The sequence below is a fragment of the Rhizobium sp. 25PS6 genome (assembly GCF_032464655.1).
In the GTDB taxonomy this organism is placed as follows: domain Bacteria; phylum Pseudomonadota; class Alphaproteobacteria; order Rhizobiales; family Rhizobiaceae; genus Rhizobium; species Rhizobium laguerreae.
The window spans coordinates 49,472-68,104 of record NZ_JAWDIV010000011.1; the positions used below are offsets into that span (position 1 = coordinate 49,472).

15 protein-coding genes and 1 pseudogene are annotated in these 18,633 nt (G+C 60.3%); 5 read left to right on the plus strand and 11 right to left on the minus strand.

All coding sequences use genetic code 11. The annotated features are described in order from the left end of the window. Together RWK44_RS17120 and RWK44_RS17125 are read right to left on the minus strand one after the other, a co-directional pair. A complete protein-coding gene (locus RWK44_RS17120) occupies positions 1 to 987 on the minus strand; it encodes an ABC transporter permease (RefSeq protein ID WP_221946636.1) in 987 nt (328 codons plus the stop codon). A 104-nt stretch (positions 988 to 1,091) separates the two neighbouring features. Then, entirely contained in the window at positions 1,092 to 3,017 is a 1,926-nt protein-coding gene (locus tag RWK44_RS17125) for an ABC transporter substrate-binding protein (protein ID WP_222011492.1), read from the minus strand. Between the two features lie 193 nt (positions 3,018 to 3,210). On the opposite strand from RWK44_RS17125, the gene RWK44_RS17130 reads away from it, so the two are divergent. Together RWK44_RS17130 and RWK44_RS17135 are read left to right on the plus strand one after the other, a co-directional pair. After that, on the plus strand, positions 3,211 to 4,218 hold the full coding sequence (locus RWK44_RS17130) for a LacI family DNA-binding transcriptional regulator (protein ID WP_077980944.1): 1,008 nt from the start codon (positions 3,211 to 3,213) through the stop codon (positions 4,216 to 4,218). Positions 4,219 to 4,307: 89 nt separating this feature from the next. Beyond that, positions 4,308 to 5,645, plus strand: a complete 1,338-nt coding sequence (locus RWK44_RS17135; protein ID WP_222011491.1) for an alpha-L-fucosidase — start codon at positions 4,308 to 4,310, stop codon at positions 5,643 to 5,645. Positions 5,646 to 5,743: 98 nt separating this feature from the next. On the opposite strand, the gene RWK44_RS17140 is transcribed toward RWK44_RS17135, so the two are convergent. Continuing rightward, positions 5,744 to 6,484 (minus strand): DUF4231 domain-containing protein, encoded by a 741-nt coding sequence (locus tag RWK44_RS17140; protein WP_165503859.1) that lies wholly within the window; start codon positions 6,482 to 6,484, stop codon positions 5,744 to 5,746. A gap of 308 nt (positions 6,485 to 6,792) precedes the next feature. Next, positions 6,793 to 7,935 carry a M24 family metallopeptidase gene (locus RWK44_RS17145; protein ID WP_168282484.1) on the minus strand — a complete coding sequence of 381 codons (1,143 nt, stop codon included), beginning with the start codon at positions 7,933 to 7,935 and terminating at the stop codon, positions 6,793 to 6,795. Between the two features lie 159 nt (positions 7,936 to 8,094). On the opposite strand from RWK44_RS17145, the pseudogene RWK44_RS17150 reads away from it, so the two are divergent. Further along, positions 8,095 to 8,235 (plus strand): annotated as a pseudogene (locus RWK44_RS17150) (alpha/beta fold hydrolase); the annotation flags it as partial. Between the two features lie 41 nt (positions 8,236 to 8,276). On the opposite strand, the gene RWK44_RS17155 reads toward RWK44_RS17150, so the two are convergent. Beyond that, positions 8,277 to 8,981: a GntR family transcriptional regulator gene (locus RWK44_RS17155; RefSeq protein ID WP_168282482.1), complete on the minus strand. Its 705-nt coding sequence runs from the start codon at positions 8,979 to 8,981 to the stop codon at positions 8,277 to 8,279. Between the two features lie 150 nt (positions 8,982 to 9,131). On the opposite strand from RWK44_RS17155, the gene RWK44_RS17160 reads away from it, so the two are divergent. Continuing rightward, complete coding sequence (locus RWK44_RS17160) at positions 9,132 to 10,043, plus strand: dihydrodipicolinate synthase family protein (RefSeq protein ID WP_168282480.1); 912 nt, start codon at positions 9,132 to 9,134, stop codon at positions 10,041 to 10,043. Between the two features lie 50 nt (positions 10,044 to 10,093). On the opposite strand, the gene RWK44_RS17165 is transcribed toward RWK44_RS17160, so the two are convergent. From RWK44_RS17165 to RWK44_RS17185, 5 genes are all read right to left on the minus strand, one after another. Next, positions 10,094 to 11,194 (minus strand): ABC transporter ATP-binding protein, encoded by a 1,101-nt coding sequence (locus RWK44_RS17165; protein WP_222011490.1) that lies wholly within the window; start codon positions 11,192 to 11,194, stop codon positions 10,094 to 10,096. A gap of 9 nt (positions 11,195 to 11,203) precedes the next feature. Beyond that, positions 11,204 to 13,147, minus strand: a complete 1,944-nt coding sequence (locus RWK44_RS17170) for a glycoside hydrolase family 127 protein (protein WP_316029145.1) — start codon at positions 13,145 to 13,147, stop codon at positions 11,204 to 11,206. A gap of 26 nt (positions 13,148 to 13,173) precedes the next feature. Further along, positions 13,174 to 14,043: a carbohydrate ABC transporter permease gene (locus tag RWK44_RS17175; RefSeq protein WP_168269513.1), complete on the minus strand. Its 870-nt coding sequence runs from the start codon at positions 14,041 to 14,043 to the stop codon at positions 13,174 to 13,176. After that, positions 14,043 to 14,966: a carbohydrate ABC transporter permease gene (locus tag RWK44_RS17180; RefSeq protein WP_020047972.1), complete on the minus strand. Its 924-nt coding sequence runs from the start codon at positions 14,964 to 14,966 to the stop codon at positions 14,043 to 14,045. Before RWK44_RS17180 ends, RWK44_RS17175 begins: the two co-directional genes overlap by 1 nt. Before the next feature lie 84 nt (positions 14,967 to 15,050). After that, positions 15,051 to 16,298, minus strand: a complete 1,248-nt coding sequence (locus RWK44_RS17185) for an ABC transporter substrate-binding protein (protein WP_168285689.1) — start codon at positions 16,296 to 16,298, stop codon at positions 15,051 to 15,053. A 178-nt stretch (positions 16,299 to 16,476) separates the two neighbouring features. On the opposite strand from RWK44_RS17185, the gene RWK44_RS17190 reads away from it, so the two are divergent. Next, positions 16,477 to 17,493: a LacI family DNA-binding transcriptional regulator gene (locus tag RWK44_RS17190; protein WP_168285687.1), complete on the plus strand. Its 1,017-nt coding sequence runs from the start codon at positions 16,477 to 16,479 to the stop codon at positions 17,491 to 17,493. A 41-nt stretch (positions 17,494 to 17,534) separates the two neighbouring features. Here the strand turns inward: RWK44_RS17190 and RWK44_RS17195 are convergent, their stop codons facing one another. Further along, a complete protein-coding gene (locus RWK44_RS17195; RefSeq protein WP_316029146.1) occupies positions 17,535 to 18,593 on the minus strand; it encodes a LacI family DNA-binding transcriptional regulator in 1,059 nt (352 codons plus the stop codon). Positions 18,594 to 18,633 lie beyond the last annotated feature (40 nt).

The window sequence follows — 18,633 nt, forward strand, 5'->3', positions numbered from 1 at the left end:
TCAGCCGTTGCGAATGCGTGGATCGAGCCAGGCGAGCAGCAGGTCCGAAATCAGCGTGCCGATCAGCGTCAGCATGCTCATCAGCAGGATGAAAGTGCCGGCCAGATACATGTCCTGGGCAAAGAGGGCGTTGAGCAGCAGTGGCCCGGTGATCGGCAGGCTAAGAACGATGGAGACCACCACAGAGCCGGAAACGAGGTGCGGCAGCACCCAGCCGACGGTCGAGATGAACGGGTTAAGCGCCACCCGCACGGGATATTTCAACAGCAGCCGGATTTCGCTCAAGCCCCGGGCGCGGGCCATGTCGACATAGGGCTTGTTGAGTTCGTCGAGCAGGTTGGCGCGCATGATGCGAATCAGCGCCGCAGTGGCGCCGGTGCCGAGAACGACGACCGGGATCCACATATGCGAAATGAGATCGCCGAGCTTGGCCCAGCTCCAGACGGCGTTGATATAGGCAGGCGAAAACAGCCCGCCGGTACTTTGGCCGAAATACTGTGCCGAAACATACATCAGCACCAGCGCCAGCAGGAAGTTCGGGATGGCAAGGCCGAGAAAGCCAAAGAAGGTGGCGACGTAATCTCCCACCGAATATTGCCGCACGGCCGAATAGATGCCGATCGGAAAGGCCACCGCCCATACGAAGAGCAGCGTGGTGACCGAGACCACCATCGTCAGGCCCATGCGGGCCCAGATCAGCTCGCTGACCGGCTTGTTCCAATCGAGGGACTGGCCGAAATCACCGCGCAGCAGGATGCCGCTGATCCATTTCCAGTATTGCACCGCCCAGGGCTGATCGAGCCCATAACGTTCACGCAGGCCGGCGATGACGCTGGGATCGATCGTTTCGTTCTGGGAGGCAAGACGCGCGGTCAGCGCGGTCAGGAAGTCGCCGGGCGGCAACTGGATGATGATGAAGGTCACGACGGAAATCGCAAACATCATCGGGAACATATAAAGCAGGCGTCTGATGATGAAGCCGGCCATGGTCAAGCTCCTTCAATCGGCGATCGCCGATCGGATTGGATGATTGGGACTGGGCTGTCGATGGGGTGGCGCCCGCGGGCGCCATCCCTGTCGGTCGCGTTCCGTTATTGCTGGTAGTAAAAGGTCTCGGGCTTTGCCGGTCCCGGCGTCATGTAGAACGATGTGCTGGGAATGACTTTCGGGACATTGCGCATATTGGTCTTGACGATTCCGACGCGGTCCGGCTCCAGGTTGGTGCCGATGACGTAGAATTCGTCACGGGTGATCGCCAGCAGTTCCTTCATCGCGGCCAACTGCTTTTCGAGCGTCGGCGCTTCCTTCACCTGCCGGTAGAAATCCATCTGCTTCTTGGCAGCGGGGCTCGGTTCCTGCGCGTTCGGATCCTTGGGGTTCTGGTAGTAGAGGCCCCAGGCCGTCGCGAAGCTCGATTCGTATTCGTGCGGGAAATACCATTTTGGATCGAGCAGGCCGAGGAAGTCGTAGCCACCGCCGCCGACCCATCCAAGGCCGTCATTCTCATTATTCTGCAGGCGGGAGAAGATCAGCGAACGTTCAGCCGGGCGGGGCTGCATGTCGATGCCGACAGCCCGCCAGTAGCGCTGAATCATCTCAAGGGCGTCCACCTGGATCGGGCTTCCAGTCAAGGCGTCGATCGCAAAGGTAATCCGCTTGCCGTCCTGACCGAGCCGATAGCCCTCGGCGTCATGTTTGGTAAGGCCGGCCTTGTCGAGATACTGATTGGCGAGATCGACATTATACTCCAGATACTGCGTCGCCATCTTCTCGTCATAGAGCGCAGTGCCTTCACGCGGCGCTGCCTGATAAGGCTTGGCCTGTCCGGCATAGATCAGCTGGTTGAGCTCTTCGCGGTTGATGGCGTAGCTGAGGCCGATGCGGAAATCCTTGTTGGAAAAGACAGCGCGCAAAGCCGGATTCTTGTGGGTCTGGTTGAGGGTGATCAGCAGGGCGTTCGACCACGCCGGCCGGGCGATGAACAGGCCGTAGCCGCCTTTCTCCTGGTTCTGCACGATTACCGTACGGGCGTCGGTCGTCTCGATGAAGCGGTTCTGCATGTCGATTTCGCCGCTGATCGCCTTCAGGATTATGGCCTGGGTATCCTGCATCACATCAATGGTGATCCGATCGAAATAAGGCAGCTGGTTTCCTGCGGTATCCACCTTGGCATAATATGGATTGCGTTCCGCGACGACCTGGGTGGTGCCATTATAGGGCGCGGTCAACACCCAGGCATCGAGCGTTGGACGACCGAGATCGCGCCAGCGGCCGGGAAAGCCGATCTTGTTGTTGAAGAGCTGGACCCAGTCGGTTGCGCCGGCTGCCTTCACCAGAGCGTCGACGCCGTCGGGATTGAAATCCTTGTGGAATTGCCTGAGGTAGTGCGCCGGTGCGGCCGCCAGAATATCGGAGCCGCGCACGGTGGCCATATTCATCAGGAACAGGCCGTTCGGCGCGGCGAACTTGAAGACGACCTTGTCGTCGGCGAGCTTTTCGACCTTGACGGTCTCTCCGCCGGCGGTCAGCCAGTTGGGTGCGGCAGGAGTGATCTTGGAGTTGCGAAGCACGTTCTCGTTCCACCACACAAGATCGTCCGCGGTAAACGGCTCGCCGTCCGACCAGCGCGTGCCTTCCCGCAAGGTGAACGTATATTCGGTGGCATTGGCATTGACCTCGACGCTCTTGGCGATATCAGGGATCACCTCGGTCCATTCCGGATTCCAGCGGACCAGTCTTGTATAGCCGATCGAACGCTCGATCTCGCTGTCGCCACCGCCAAAGGTGGCCGTGCGCCAGGTGCCGCCATAGGTACCGACCGATTCAAGCGGAGTGAGCACCAGCGGCTCCTTTGGCAACCGCTTTTCGACCGGCGGCAGCTTGCCGGCATCGACGAGCGCCTTCAGTTCCGGCGACTCCTCAAAGCCGAATGCGGCACCGGCCCAGCCGGCACCCATGAGGATCGCCGCGGCAACGGTCGAGACAACCTGCCGTCTTAAGATTCTGACGTGTTGCATTCTTTCCTCCCAATATTCCGCTCTAGGTTATCGTTAACGTATTCTCCTCTTTCTCTAACGTTATCGTTACCGTCAAATCTTGTCAAAAAGATTCTCATGGCCTCATGCTTGGCATGAGAAGCCTTGGCTTTCCTCGAAATCATGCTAGTTATCGTTATCGTAATTTCCTGCCCCTTCTGACGAGACAATCCAATTGAGCCGCCCTAAAGAGCCAGAATCCAAAATAACCATCGCCGATGTCGCTCGCGCCGCAGGGGTATCGCCGATGACGGTATCGCGCGTGCTCAATGATCGGGGCGGAGCCAGCGCGGAAACCAGTCAGCGGATTATTTTAGCGGCGAGCGAACTCAATTACCGGCCCAATCCCTTTGCGCGCGGATTGCGGTCCGATCGATCGAAGGCCATCGGCCTTCTCGTTCCCGACATCACCAATCCGTTCTTTCCCGAAGTCATCAGGGGAGCCGAGGATGCCGCGAGCGCCGCCGGCTACAATCTGCTTCTGTCCAATGTCGTCGAAAACAGCAAGCGGGAGGAAGAGCTCATCGAAACGCTGCTGCGGCACCGGGTCGACGGGATCATCGTCTGCAGCCCGCGGCTGCCCGATGCCGCGCTGCACAAGGCGCTTGCGCCCCACCGCGCCGTGGTGCTCATCAACCGCGAGGCGCCCAACGAGGTCGCCGGGACGATCGTCACCGACTACGAGACGGGAGCTTCGCGTGCCATCGACCATCTCGTCGAGCGCGGGCGCCGCAGGATCGCGATCATCGCCGGGCCGCGCAGTTCGTTTGGCGGCAAGAGCCGTCTTGTCGGCTTTCGCAAGACGCTGGCAGCCCACGGGCTCAAGGCGCAAGGCATCGTTTATTGCGATCCCACCGCGGCAGGCGGCCAAACGGCGGCCGCGCAATTGCTGGCGGAGGCGCCCGGCATCGATGCTCTCGTCTGCTACAACGACCTTAACGCAATTGGCGCCATGAAGGTCTGCCGGGCCGCCGGTATTTCGATCCCCGGGCAAATCGCCCTGATCGGTTTCGACGATATTCCGACTGCCGAACTGCTGTCCCCGGCGCTCACCACCTTGCGGGTGCAAAAACGCGAAATGGGAGAGGAAGCCGTGCGTCTGCTGCTCAGCCGCATCGCCACCAGAAATCGCCAGCACGGCATCGTCATCGTGCCCGAGCTCATCATCCGCGAAACAACCTGAACGCCCGGAGCATGATGCCGAAAAGTGTGAGCGGTTTTCGGAAGACATCATGCTCCAACTCTTAAAGTTTGGAACAGGAGGAATATCCGATGGATATCAGCAATCTGCAGTCACTGGCCCTGCCCGAGGAGAAGAAGGCCTGGTTCGTCCACGACCGGTTCGGCATGTTCGTGCATTGGGGGCTTTACGCGCTGCCGGCACGCCATGAATGGGTCAAGAGCCGCGAAGAACTTGATGATGCCGACTACCAGAAATATTTCGATCATTTCGATCCCGATCTCTACGACCCCCGCGAATGGGCCAGACGCGCGAAAGCTGCGGGCATGAAATATGTGGTGCTGACAACCAAGCACCATGAAGGCTTCTGCCTCTGGGATACCAAGGCGACCGACTTCAAGGTGACCAACACGCCTTATGGGCGGGATCTGCTGGGTCCATTCGTCGACGCCTTTCGTGCGGAGGGCCTGAGGATCGGGTTCTACTATTCGCTGATCGACTGGCATCATCCCGACTTCACGGTCGATCCGCGCCACCCGCAGCGCAATCATCCCGATGCGCTGAAAATCAACGAAGGCCGCGACATGCAGCGCTATGCCGCCTTCATGCGCGCGCAGGTCCGCGAATTGCTGACTGAGTTCGGGCAGATCGACATCATGTGGTTCGATTTCAGCTATCCGCAATGGAAGCTCGGAGAATTGGTCGGAAAGGGCCATCAGGATTGGGAAAGCGAGAAACTCGTGCGCCTGGTGCGCGAGCTTGCCCCCGACATCATCGTCAACAATCGGCTCGATCTCGCCGGCCTGCAGCCCGACATCGTCACGCCGGAGCAATATATGCCGCGCGCCCGGCCGCTCCGCGATGGCAGGCGCGTCGTCTGGGAAGCGTGCCACACGCTCAGCGGTTCCTGGGGCTATCACCGCGACGAGGACACCTGGAAAAGCACGGAGCAACTGGTGCAGATGCTGGTCGGCACCGTTGCCATGGGCGGTAATCTGCTGATGAATGTCGGGCCGACGGCGCGCGGCACGCTCGACCACCGCGCGATTGCAGCCCTTGCCGCTTATGAGGAGTGGATGGCACTGCACGAGCGCAGCATCGTCGGCTGCACCCAGTCCGACTTCACCGCGCCGGCCGATTGCCGCCTGACCCAGAATGGCGATCGTCTCTATATCCACCTCTTCAACTGGCCCTATCGCCATCTGCATTTCGATGCGCTGGCGGGGAAAGTCGAATATGCGCAATTCCTGCATGATGGCAGCGAGGTCACCTGGCTGCGCCCGTCCGCCAATACCTTGTGGGCAAACACCCAGTTCCCCGTCGGTGATGATCAAATGACATTCGTCCTGCCGGTGCGCCGACCTCAGATCGTGGTCCCGGTCATCGAAGTTAAGCTCAAGGCGGGGAGCTCCTCCGGCATTCAGGATTAAAGGGCGGCGGACGATCGCGCAGCTGAGATAGATTGCCCGAGCGGGCGGGGCATATGCCGGCTCAGAACGGCTCCGCCCCGCCATAAGCCGACAGTGGCTTACGGATTGGCTTCGGTGGTTTCCACGAAGAGCTGGTTGAGTTGTTTCATCTCGAGCGCATGGGCGCGCCTTCTGAGGGCGGCAGCCTGTTTGAGCGTTGCAAGATTGTCAGTTGTCTCGATGAGGTGGGCATCGGCGACGAGCACCTCCGCCTCAATCCTTCCCTGCTCTCGCAATTGCCAGACATCCCTGACGCGAAATTGAACCATTATAACGCCGAAAAGTGCCACGAGCGCGGAAGCGGTCATTGGCAGCCAATTGGGGACAACCGGGCCGTAGGCGGAAAACAACGATGAGAGACCGCTCAAAACGATGATCCCCAATGTGAGAAAATTCCAGAGATATTGATTGACCTTGGAGGAGCGCGCATAGCCGTTTCGATGTGTTCGAAGGTCACGCAAAGCCTGCCTTTTGATCTCGGCTGCATCCGATGGAAGCATGCTTTCGGCCGTTTCTTGCTCGATCTCCCGTCTTGCTGCCAAAATCACGTTGATGACGGCGATAGTGATCCCGAAGGTAATCATGAACCAGGCGATGTAGTGCAAGGGGACGTCGTCGAGAATGACGTTTGACAAAAACGAAGGTTGAAAAAATTCAATTAAAGCACCAAACGATATCAAGAATATAGACAGGGCAACCACGGCTATCGAAAGCATCGCTGCTATATTTCTATATCTGCCAGTCAGTGTCATTTTCTTCAGTTGAGCGTGGTCATCCCCCTCCCTTCTGAACAAATCCATCATCCTATCCTCGAGACTATAGGGTTAACCATAGTCAACCTTTTACCACGCCAGAAAGCAAGTAACGTTTGTGAAGTAATACTTTACGGATCGAATTTCCGGCTACCCTCGCTAATGTACGGGCCGGGGCAGCCTCCGCGTCTTCAATCCGGTCGCTTCAGGCTACGCTGATCGCCGGCTGCCGGCCGAGATCGCGGGCAATATATTCCTGGTTCTGTCGGACGATCTGCGCGGCGTGAGCGATCGTCAGCCGCCTGACAGCCACTTGAAAACCGGCGCTGCCTGAGCGGGCAGGAGATGGGGCCTGCTCAGGAGAATGGCTCGGTCGGTCCCGCCGCCGGATTGGTCAGCCAGCATGGTCCCTCGGCGGTCATGTACAAATGGTCTTCCAGCCGGATCCCGAATTTCCCGGGGAAGACGATCATCGGTTCGTTGGAAAAACACATGCCGGCGGCAAGCGGCGCGTCGTTGCCGCGAACGATGTAGGGTTCCTCGTGGATCTCGAGCCCGAGGCCATGACCGGTGCGATGCGGCAAACCTGGCAGGCGATAGTTGGGGCCGAGGGAGTGTTTGGCAAGCACCTTGCGGGCCGCATCGTCGAGGCTCGAGCAGGCGGCGCCGATCCGGGCTGCGTCGAAGACGGCCTGTTGCGCCTCGCGCTCGATCCACCAGGCCCGTTCGAATGCGCTTTCGCCGCCCTCCAGCATATAGGTCCTGGTGATATCGGAATGATAACCGTCGATCCGGCAGCCTGTATCGATGAGAATGACGTCATCGCGACCAAGGACCTGATCGCCGTCGGCGCCATGCGGAAGCGAGGTCGCCGCGCCGAAGGAGACGATGCAGAATGTCGAGCCGGCATCAGCGCCGGCCTGGCGATGCTGCCGGTCGATGAAATCGACCACCTCGGATGATTTGATGCCCGGCTTCAAAAGCCCATGCACTTGCCTGTGGACGTCAAGCGTCAGGTCCATCGCATACTGAATGAGGGCAATCTCCGCGGCCGATTTGATGCAACGCAGGTCGCGGATCAGCCGCCCGCCATCGGCAAGCCTCACCGCGCCCATCTCCGCTGCCAATGCATGATAGAAGAAAAGCGGCAAACCATCGTCGAGGGCAAGTCTGCCGCCCTGGGCAACAAGGCGGGCGATGAGAGCGGCACTGCTCTCCTCCTCTTCCCAGACCAGGATTTCCCCCGGCAGATGCGGCAGCGTTTCGACACGGCTGCGCTCGAACCCCGGAACGATGTAGGAAATGGTCGCGGACGTGACGAGCGCGCCGAGGAACCTCTCGCTTGGATGCCAGACCAGCCCCGTGAAGTAATGCAGGCTTTCGGTCGGCCCAAGAAGCACGGCAGCCAATCCTTCGGCTTCGATCATTTCGCGAAGCCTGGCGAGGCGGTTCTGCCGTTCATCCTCAGTTATGCGGGGTACCGTATGCTGCCACGACATGTTGTTTTCCTGCTTTTCCTGCGCTTCCAGATCGATGAAGCCCTCGCCTTGCAGCCAGGATCTTGAACCGACACTAATGCCGCTGTAGGCAATATGTCGACATGAAAATGAGGAGAGCGATGGCCGCCATGGCTTGCTGAAGCCTGAAGACGCACCGCTGCCGGGCTTTCGCTCGAAACGGCGCGCCACGTAGCCAATGTGCAGGCATGGGTGACCAACGAATTCGAACATGACGGCGTTCGCCAGTCGGCGGCTGTCCTGCGCAGGCTGATAAACTTGGTCAGGGAGCAGGGCGCCCCCTCGCCTCCTGAGGCTCCAACGGTTCCATTGCTCTCGTCGCGTCAGGACATGCTGATCGCCACCGGCCGGTCGAGGTCGCGGGCGATATATTCCTGGATCTGGCGGACGATCTGGGCGGCATGGGCGATCGCCAGTTGGTCGGCCCGCTCGACGTCGCCGGCCTCGATCGCGGCGATCATTTCCTCGTGTTCATCGACATACTGGCGCGGCAGGCGGTCGTCGAATGTCGAGTAGTAAAGGCGCAGGATGCGGCGGCCCTCGTCGAGCAGCCTGGCGAAGAAGGCCGTGTAATAGGGATTGCCGGCAAGCTCGGCGATCGAAACGTGAAATTCGCGGTTCGCTTCGATCATCGCATAGGCGTCGCGCGCGGCAACGGCGTCGGCGAAGTCCTTCTGATGCCGGCGGACGGTCTTTATGATCTCAGCGTTTCGCCGTTGTGCGGCGCCGCGCGTCGTCACCCGGTACATCAGCGTCAGCGCTTCGAAATAAGTGGGCAGGCTTGCGAAATCGATGGTCGCAACGATCGTGTTCCTGTTCGGCAGCGTCGTGACGAGCCCGTCGGCGGCGAGCCGCAACAGCGCCTCGCGAATGGGAGTCCGCGACATCCTGAAACGCTCCGACAGCCGCACCTCGTCGAGCGGACTGCCAGGCTCCAGCGCCATCGACAGGATTTCCCGGCGGAGCGTGACATAGACGCTCTGCGTGCCAGAGCCGCGCACCCGCACATTTTCCGCGTCGTTCCGCATCCGTCCGCCCTCTTTCGTTAGAGCCTTGTATTTCGTTTCAGCCGATTCTCGCAATGTCGGTCTTCGGGGGCCTCAAATTTGTAAGCTCACATCATTGAATCTTGTCGACAGTTTGTATATAAGGCAACTAATTTCAACGAGGCTCGATCAATGACCACAGGATGGAAGGGCGTATTTCCCGCCGTAACGACACAGTTCAACGATGATCTTTCCGTTGATTTGCCCTCGACCCAGCGCGTCCAGGACGCGCTTGTCAACGATGGTGTCAACGGCCTGATCGTCATGGGCACATGTGGCGAGAACAATTCGCTGGACCCCGAGGAGAAGCGCACGATCTTGAAGGCTGCCGTCGAGGTGGTCAACGGTCGCGTTCCCGTGGTGACCGGCGTGTCCGAATTCGACACGCGCCGTGCCGTCGCCTATGCTCGTGACGCCGAAAAGCTCGGCGCCGACGGCCTGATGCTGCTGCCGGCCATGGTTTATGTGCCGAAGCCCGAAGAGCTGATCGCGCATTTCCGCACCGTCGCCGAAGCGACCTCACTACCGATCATGCTGTACAATAATCCGCCGGCCTACCGCGTCAATATCGGCGCCGATGTGCTGAAGGTGCTTGCCGACGTGCCGAACATCAAGGCGGTCAAGGAAAGTGCGCCGGATCCGCGCCGCTTCACCGATCTCATCAATGAATTCGGCGATCGTTTCGATATCTTCGCAGGTCTCGACGATGTGGCGCTTGAAGGCCTGATGCTCGGCGCCAAGGGCTGGGTCTCCGGCCTGACCAGCGCCTTCCCGCAGGAATCGGTGCAGCTCGTCGCCGCCGCCGAACGCGGTGACTGGGAAGAGGCCCGCAAGATCTATCGCTGGTTCATGCCGCTCCTGCATCTCGATGCCGAGCACGACCTCGTCCAGTCGATCAAGCTCGCCGAGCAGATCATGGGCCGCGGCTCGGAACGCGTTCGCATGCCGCGCCTGCCGCTTTCGGGCGCCCGCCGCGCCGAAGTCACTGCGATGGTCGAGAAGGCCGCCGCCACGCGTCCCTCGAAGATCTGCCAGGCCGCCTGATACAACGAGGCCGGCGACCCCGCGGTTGCCGGCCTTTTCGTGTTTGCGGTTCAGGCAAGCGCCAGCGACTGGCCGCTCGCCGGATCGAACAGATGCATCCGGTTCATGTTGAACGAGAGCGGCATCGTCGACATCGGCCTGGGCCCGCTCTCGGGATCGATGCAGGCGCAAAGGCTTGCCTCGCCGATGCCGAAATAGACCATGGTCTCCGGCCCGAGTGGCTCCACAAGATCGATCTTCGCTTCGATGTCGGCATAACCAGGACGGGCCTGGCGCTCGGTGATCGATTCCGGCCTGATCCCGAACACGACTGATTTGCCGGCGTGGCTGGCGTAGTCGCCGGCGCGCGCCTCCGGCACTAGAAGCTCGCTACCGTCGGTCAGTTTGACGACGAGACCCTTCTCTCCTGATAGCAGCGTCGCGGACAGGAAATTCATCGACGGTGAGCCGATGAAGCCGGCGACGAATTGGCTGACGGGCCGATGATAGAGCGCCTGCGGCGGTCCCGCCTGTTCGATGATGCCGCCATTCATCACCACGACACGATCCGCCATGGTCATCGCCTCGACCTGGTCGTGCGTGACGTAGACGGTCGTCGTCGGCAACAGCTGGTGCAGCCGCTTGATCTCCGTGCGCATCTGCACGCGAAGCTTGGCATCGAGGTTGGACAACGGTTCGTCGAAGAGAAAGACTTTCGGGTTCCGCACGATTGCGCGTCCCATCGCGACGCGCTGGCGTTGGCCGCCCGAAAGCTGGCCCGGGCGCCGGCCGAGCAGCTCACTGATATGCAGGGTTTCCGCCGCCCTGATGATACGCGCGTCGATCTCGCTCTTGGCGAGCTTCTGCTGCTCCAGGCAGAACGAAATATTCTCCCGCACCGTCATGTGCGGATAGAGCGCGTAGTTCTGAAAGACCATGGCGATATCGCGTTTGCCCGGGCCAAGCCGGTTGACGACCTGGTCGCCGATCACGATCTCACCGCCGGTGATGTGTTCAAGACCCGCGATCATGCGCAATGTCGTCGATTTTCCGCATCCCGACGGGCCTACGAAAACGACGAACTCATTGTCTTCGATGTCAAGGCTGATGCCGCGTACCGCCTCGTAGATGCCATAGGACTTGACGATGCTCCTGAGTTCCAGCCGTGCCATGGTTTTCTCCTAGACCTCCTGCAACCAGATCGCCATCGCTCCAGGCTCGCGATTGGCCCAGAGGTGATAGGGGATCGCCGTGAAGGGACGCTCCTTCAGGGAGGGAGGAATGGTGCGATAGAGCGCATTCTGCCAATCGGATGTATCGGCTTCGAGCGCAGTGCCTTCGAGGACGGTCGCTCCGCCGAGAAGCACGGCATCGTAGCGGGCGGAAATTTCCTCAGATGCCGGCAGGCGGAGCCGCTGCGGCTCGCCGCCGAGGTCCGTCTCCTCGATGCAATAGACGACGGGGCCGCGCCGTAGCGCGACGCGTCCGCCGTTTTCAGAGACGGCAGGATGCGCGTAGATGCGCTCGACAGGCATCGACAGGCCAATGCGGACCTCGTCGCCGTCGCGCCATTCCCTTGATATTGCCGCATAACCCTTCGTCACGCATTGATCGAGATCGACGGCAACGCCGTTGACCGAGATCTGCGCCTGCCTGCACCATCCGGGGATGCGAAGACGAAGTTGAAACCGGCTTGGCCGCTCGACGGCGAACCGCAGGCTGATGTCGCCATCCCAGGGATATTGCGTCTCCTGGATTAGGCGCACGAAGCTGTCGCCGACTGTCAGCTCGGCGGTGTTGGTGCCGTAGAGATGGACGGCGAGCTCATGATCATCAGTCGAATAGAAATATTGGCCGAGCGACGTGATGAAACGGGCAATGTTGGTCGGGCAACAGGGGCAGTAATGCCATTTCCACCGGCGGTGCTGCCCGTGGCTTTCAAGGACGTTCTCATAAAAATAATGCTCGCCGTCGCGCGAGATGCCGGAAAGCGCGCCGTTGTAGAGCACCGTTTCCAGCCTGTCGGTGAACTTGCTGTCGAGATCGACCTGCGCCATGCGATGGCTCCAGAAGCCGAGCGCGACGGCTGCGCATGTCTCGGCATAGGCCGTCTCGTTCGGCAGGTCGAATTCCCGGGTGAACCCTTCATTGGATGCCGATGGCCCGAGGCCGCCGGTCACGTAGAGCTGGCGGCTGACCAGATCATCGAAAAGCCGGTCGCAGGCCTCCTTCAATGTCGGATCGTCGTTCTCACGGGAGAGATCCGCCATCGCAGAAAACAGGTACATGGCGCGAACCGCGTGTCCGACGACCTGGTGCTGGTCGCGCACCGGCATATGGGCCTGGCTATAGGCATATGTCTTGTAGACGTAATCATCAGGGCTCTCGCCGCGTTTGCGAGCCTCCTCGTCGTAATATGAGGGCATGCGGCCACGTTCGTCGACGAAGTAGGTCGCAAGCTTCAAATGCCGCGGATCGCGCGTCACGCGATAGAGCTTGACCAGCGCCAGCTCGATTTCCTCATGGGCATCGTAACCCCTGAGCTTTCCGGTCTCCGCACCGAAGGTGGCGATGATATGGTCGACGGCGCGGATCATCACATCGAGGAAGCGACGCTTTCCCGTCGCCTCGTAATAGGCGACGGCCCCTTCCAGCAAGTGGCCCATCGAATACATCTCGTGCAGGTCGCGCAGATTGGTCCAGCGCCTGTCCGGCTCGCGGCGAATGAACCAGCTGTTGAGGTAGCCATCCGCCATCTGCCCTTTTTCGAGCTTTTCGACGATAGCATCGATCTTCGCCTCAAGCGCAGCATTCGGGTGAGCCTTCAGCGTGTAACTTGCGGCCTCGATCCATTTGCCGAAATCGGAATCGAAGAAATGCTGCATCGACAGTCCGCTCGGCTGGATCGGGCGCACCAGTGGCCCGGCCGGCTTGTCAAAATCGAGCACCTCGAGGAAGCCCTCCTCTTCCAGCCGCTTGTGCTGCGTCGGAATGGTGACGTTGCGGACCGTCTCCGTCCAGCTCTGCCAGAAACCGCCATGGAATACGACACTGGAATGGTCGGCGGGCCTGTATCGCTGCCCTCCCGCAGCGCGGACCGGTTGAAAACGAGGTGAGCTGGTCATGAGGACTCCTGAGCGGACGAGCGCTGTTACTTCACGGCGCCGGCCGTCAGGCCGCGCACGTAATATCGTTGCAAGAGAAGGAAAAGCAGGATGCAGGGGACCATGGTCACCGCTATGCCGGCCTGAAGCGCGCCCCAGTCGATGATGCCATAGATGCCCGACGAAACATTCACCAGCATGATCGGCAGCGTGAACTTGTTTTGATCGGACAGAAAGATGAGGGCAGCGAGGAATTCGTTCCAGGAATTCAGGAAGGCGAACATGGCAACGGTGGCGACACCGGGAAGCGCGATCGGCAGCATGATCCGGCGCAGGATCGTCGCCTGCGACGCGCCATCTATCCGCGCCGCTTCGATCAGCGCCTTCGGCACCGCGTCGAAGGCGTTGCGCATCATGAAAACGGAAAAAGGAAGCTGGAAGGTCACGTAGATCAGCACCAGGCCGAAAAGATTGTTCTGCAGGCGGAAGACTTTCAGGATCAGGAAAAGCGGCGTCAGGATCGACTGGAACGGGATCATCATCGTCGCCATGATCAGCACGAAGAGCAGCGACTGGCCGGGAAAGCGGAATTTCGAAAAACCGTATCCCGCCGGCACCGAGACGAGTACCGTCAGGACCACCGTTCCGGCGGCGATCAGCACCGAATTGCCGGCATAGACGTACCAGCCGGCGCCTACATGTTCGAGGCGGCGGTAGTTTTCCAGCGAGAAGGCTTTCGAGAAAAGCGCTGCCGGGTCGGCAAGCGCTGCGGCCGCGGGTTTGAAGGAATTGGCGAAGGACCAGACGATCGGCATCACGAAGAAGACGGCAAAGACGCATGCCGTCAGAATGAAAGCGAGATAACCGAGCCGCTCGCTCACCGGCTTCGCTGCGAGTTTGTGGTTGAGCCGTTCCATCAACCCTCCTCCGGCCGCTGGCGCAGCAGGACGAACTGGATCGCGCTGATCGCCACCAGGACGACGAGCAGGGCAAAGGAGATCGCCGAGCCGTAACCGAGACGGTAGGATGAGAACGACGCGAGATAGATCGAGAAGACCGCGGAGATCGTGCTGTTCTCAGGGCCGCCCTGGGTGATGATGAAAAACTGATCGAAGGCCAACATCGACGAGGTGACGTTGAGGACGAGCGCCAGCACGACCGAGTTTCTCATCAGAGGCAGCGTGATCCGGCGAAACCGGCTCCAGACGCTGGCGCCGTCGATCCTGGCGGCTTCGATGACGTCGTTCGATATGCTCTGGAGGCCGGTTAAAAGGATGATCATCGTGAAGCCCGCCGTTTTCCAGACGACCATCAGGATGACAACGCCGAGCGCCGGCCAGAAACTTTCGAGCGGCCTCGGCGCGCTGTCGATGATGCCCGCGCCGCGCAACAGCTGCGCAAAGACGCCGCTATCTGGATTGAGCAGCCACATCCACAATGTCGAGGCCGCCCCGAAGCCGATGACGACAGGCATGAAATAGATCGTGCGGAAAAAACCGGCGATACGCAGCGGCCGGTCGACGAGCAGCGCCAGGGGAAAGGCCACCAGGAAGATCGCAGCCGTGACCAGCACGGTGTAGAGCAGCGTGAAGCCCAGGGAATGCCAGAGCTGGGTGTCGCCGATCAGTTCGGCATAGTTGGACAGGCCGACGAACTTCGTCCGGCCGAGAAGCGGCCAGTTGTAGAAGCTCATCCAGACCGTCATGACAAGCGGCACGAGGAAGAGCACGACGATGAATAGCAAGCCCGGCAGGATGAAGGCAAGGCCGAGCCAACCCTTCGGCTCGGGCTCTCCGGTTGCGGCTGTGCGCCTCCGGTTGCGAAGTGTCGAGGATATCACCGCAACTCCTCCTTCCGTTTGAATGTCGAGATGTGAAGGGAACGGCAGGGCATCCGTGAATACCCTGCCGAAGCCCCGTCGGATTCAGTTCGGATTGGTGCGTTCGAGGATGCGGGCGAAGTCGGCCTGCGTCTTGGCGATCGTTCCATCGACATCGTCACCGAAGATCGTACCCTGGATCAGATTGAGGAAGGGTCCGGTGCGGCTGACGAAGAGTTCGTCGGACGAAAATGTGTAGGGCGTGCGCGCCTTGGCGAGGATATTGTAGGCGACGAGATTTCGCGGGTCGAATTTCGCATAGGCTTCCGCTGCGAGATCCGTGCGCGACGGCATCCCCGATTCCTGGGTGATATAGACCTGCTGCTCGGGCTGCATGTAAAAATTGACGAAATCGAGCGCGACTTTCTTCTTCTCGTCGCTGATGCCCTTTATCAGGGAAAGCGTGTCACCGCCGGCAAAGCTCGATTCACCACCCTTCGGCCCCGGGATCGGCGCGACGGCGAATTTCACGTCGGGATATTTGCTGGTCAGTAGATTGACGATGTAGGAGCCGGTCATCAGAATGCCGACCTTGCCCGAGGCGAAGGCTTCGACGGCATTGTTGCCGTTGCCGGAACGCGAGGTCGGATGGATCGCACCGGCCTTCCACATATCGCGATAGGCAGCGATCGTCTCCCTCAGCGCCGGCGTGTCGACCGTAGCGCTGCGGCCATCATCGCTCAGCACATCGGCATTGGCGGCCCAGAGATGTGGCAGGAAGTCGTAGATCAGCCAGCTTCCCGAATTCGCCACGAAATAGAAGCCATAGGTCTCGTTGCCGAGCGCGGCGATCTTCTTAGCGTCGGCGGCAATCTCCTCCATCGATGCCGGCGCCTTGTTCGGATCAAGGCCAGCCTTGGTGAACAGATCGGTGTTATAAGCAATGATCGAGGCATCCGGCAGGGCCGGCACGCCGTAGATCTTGCCGTCATAGGTGGCAAGGCGGATGTGCGACGGGCTCATAGCCGCGGAATAAGGCAGGCCCTTCACGAAGTCGGAGATATCCTCGAGACCGTCCGCGGCGGCAAAGGTCGGGAGATAGATCAGGTCGAGCACGGCACCGTCAGGTGCCGCGCTGCCGGCAATCGCCGCACCCAGCTTCGGCACCATCTGCTCTGCCGTGATCTGGGTAACGTTGACCTTGTCGGAGTGCGATGCGTTGTATTTGTCGGCCAGTCCCTGAAGGACGGCGCCGGAGGACGTACGCACCCATAGGGTGATTTCTTCGGCGCTGGCGAGAGAAGAACTTGCCAGCAGCGCAAGAGCAGTGATCGTTGTTTTCAGTCGAAGCATGCTTGTTCCCCTTTTCTCGTTCAGGCCTCAGGCCTTCGGACGAAATGGACGTTAAATCAGAATTTTTTTAGTGTCGACAGTCTGTGTGCATAAATCTGGTGTGCGATTGATAAAACCTTTTAACAGCACGATTTTTTCTGTTAAAAGCTTTTATCATGAATTGAAGACGAGGCGTGGTTTGAAGAATACGAGTGATCGAAGACGGACGATCTACGACGTGGCGAAGGCTGCGGGCGTCAGCATTTCGACGGCGTCGAACGCGCTGAACGACACCGGTCGAACGAATGCGGAGACGCGCGAACGGGTCCGGCGCGTGGCAGAAGAGATCGGGTTTCGGCCGAACGCACTCGCCCGTGGGTTGCTAAGCAAGCGAAGCCATGCGATCGGCATGCTGACCAACGACACCTATGGCAGACTGACGCTGCCGATGGCGGCAGGGGTATCGGAGGTACTGGTCGATCACGGCGTGTCCGTCTTCCTCTGCGCCACGAACAATGATCCAAGGCTCGCCCAGTTGCACCTGGAGGCGCTTCTCGATCGGCAGGTCGACGGCATCATATTCACCGCGACGCGCCTCGATCTCACGCCGCCAGTCCAGCTATCCCGCTTGCCGATACCCGTCGTCTACGTCTTTGCCGAGGGGCCGGCTGACAGCGTCACCTTCTTTCCGGATGACGAACAGGGCGCCCGCCTCGCCGTCGATCACCTGAAAGAACTCGGTCGATCGCGGATCCTCCACATCACCGGCCCGCGGGATTACCTGGCCGCTCGCATCCGCGCCCAATCCTATCTCGACGCCTGCGGCGACGGTGCCGAAGCGATGTTCGGCGACTGGTCGGAGGAATGGGGTCACGAAGCCGTCCAGACGGTGTTTGCCCGGCCCGGCCCAAAGCCCGACGCCATCTTCTGCGGCAGTGACGAGATCGCCCGCGGCGTCATCGACGCGCTGCGCGACCTCAATGTGCATATTCCCACGGATGTCGCCGTGGTCGGCTTCGACAATTGGGAGGTCGTCGCACGGCAAACGCGCCCGCCGCTGACCACCATTGACATGGAGTTGAAGGAACTGGGCCATCGCGCCGGCCTGGCTATCCTCAGCCTCTCCAAGGGTGAACCGGTCCCCACCGGCATCACCAGATTGCCGTGTCGCCTGGTCGTGCGGCAGTCTTGCGGCAGCCCCCTTCGATCCGACTGAAAACGACGGCAACGAACAGAGACGCGGCGACGCCGTCGCTATTATTTGTCCGTGGAATTGCCGGAACGGGTCAGGCTGTTGCGGCTGACCAGTGAGGGTATCTGGAAAATATGCTCGGAAGCGGTGCGGCCTTCTATTCTGGAAATGAGGGCTCGGGTTGCGACCTGACCGAGTTCCCTGCCCGACTGATCGATACTTGCGAGATTGACGAGGCCGAGTGCTGCGGTCGACGAATTGTCGTATCCGATGACGGCGAGATCTTCGGGCACGCGCACGCCCATCTCCATAGCCAGGCTCAGAAGGGTGATCGCGTCGAGATCGCTCCAGCAGAATACGGCGCGCGGCCTGTCCTTCCTCGATAGGAATTTTCGCATCGCCTCTTCCCGCTTTGGCGAAGCAATCGGAATTTTGCCGATCGCTGGCGAGGAACCGAGCCCGCCACGCTGCATCGCCCGGCGAAACCCGATCTCACGCTGGCGGACGACGGAGACCGCGTGCCCCTGGCGCTCGCCGAGGCTGAGCATTTCGATGTCGCGATAGCCGCAGGCAAGAAGCGCTTCGACGGCGATCTCCGCGCCGCGCTGATCGTCGGCATTGACGGTATCGAAGGCAGTAGCGCTGGCATCGTGGTAACCGACCGCGACGATCGGTATCTGGACTGCGAACTTTGCGAGGATCTCCGAGGGCAAACGCGGCGCAACAAGGATAAGGCCGTCCATCTTGTAGTCGATCATCGACTCGATCAACGACGTCTCCAGCTGCACGCGCGCATCGCTGACGCCGATCATTGCCTGGTAGTGCGAAGGCGCCAGCACCCCGTTTACGCCGGCAATCACCTCCGGAAGGAAAGGATTGCGGATGTCGATCAGGAGCACTCCGATGGTGAAACTCCGGCCACGCAGTCCTCTAGCTGCCCGCGAGGGGCGATAGGCGAGTGCCTCGATGGCATCAGTCACCCTTGCGCGCAGCGCATCACTGACGCCATAGGCGTTTCGCATCACCTTGGAAACCGCTGCGACCGATACGCCTGCGTGAGCTGCCACGGTCCGGATCGTCACGCGACCGTTTCGTTGCAGCTTTTGTTTGTCTTCGATTGACATGAACTCTCTGGCTTGCGGCTACGGGTCTTCAACATCGCCC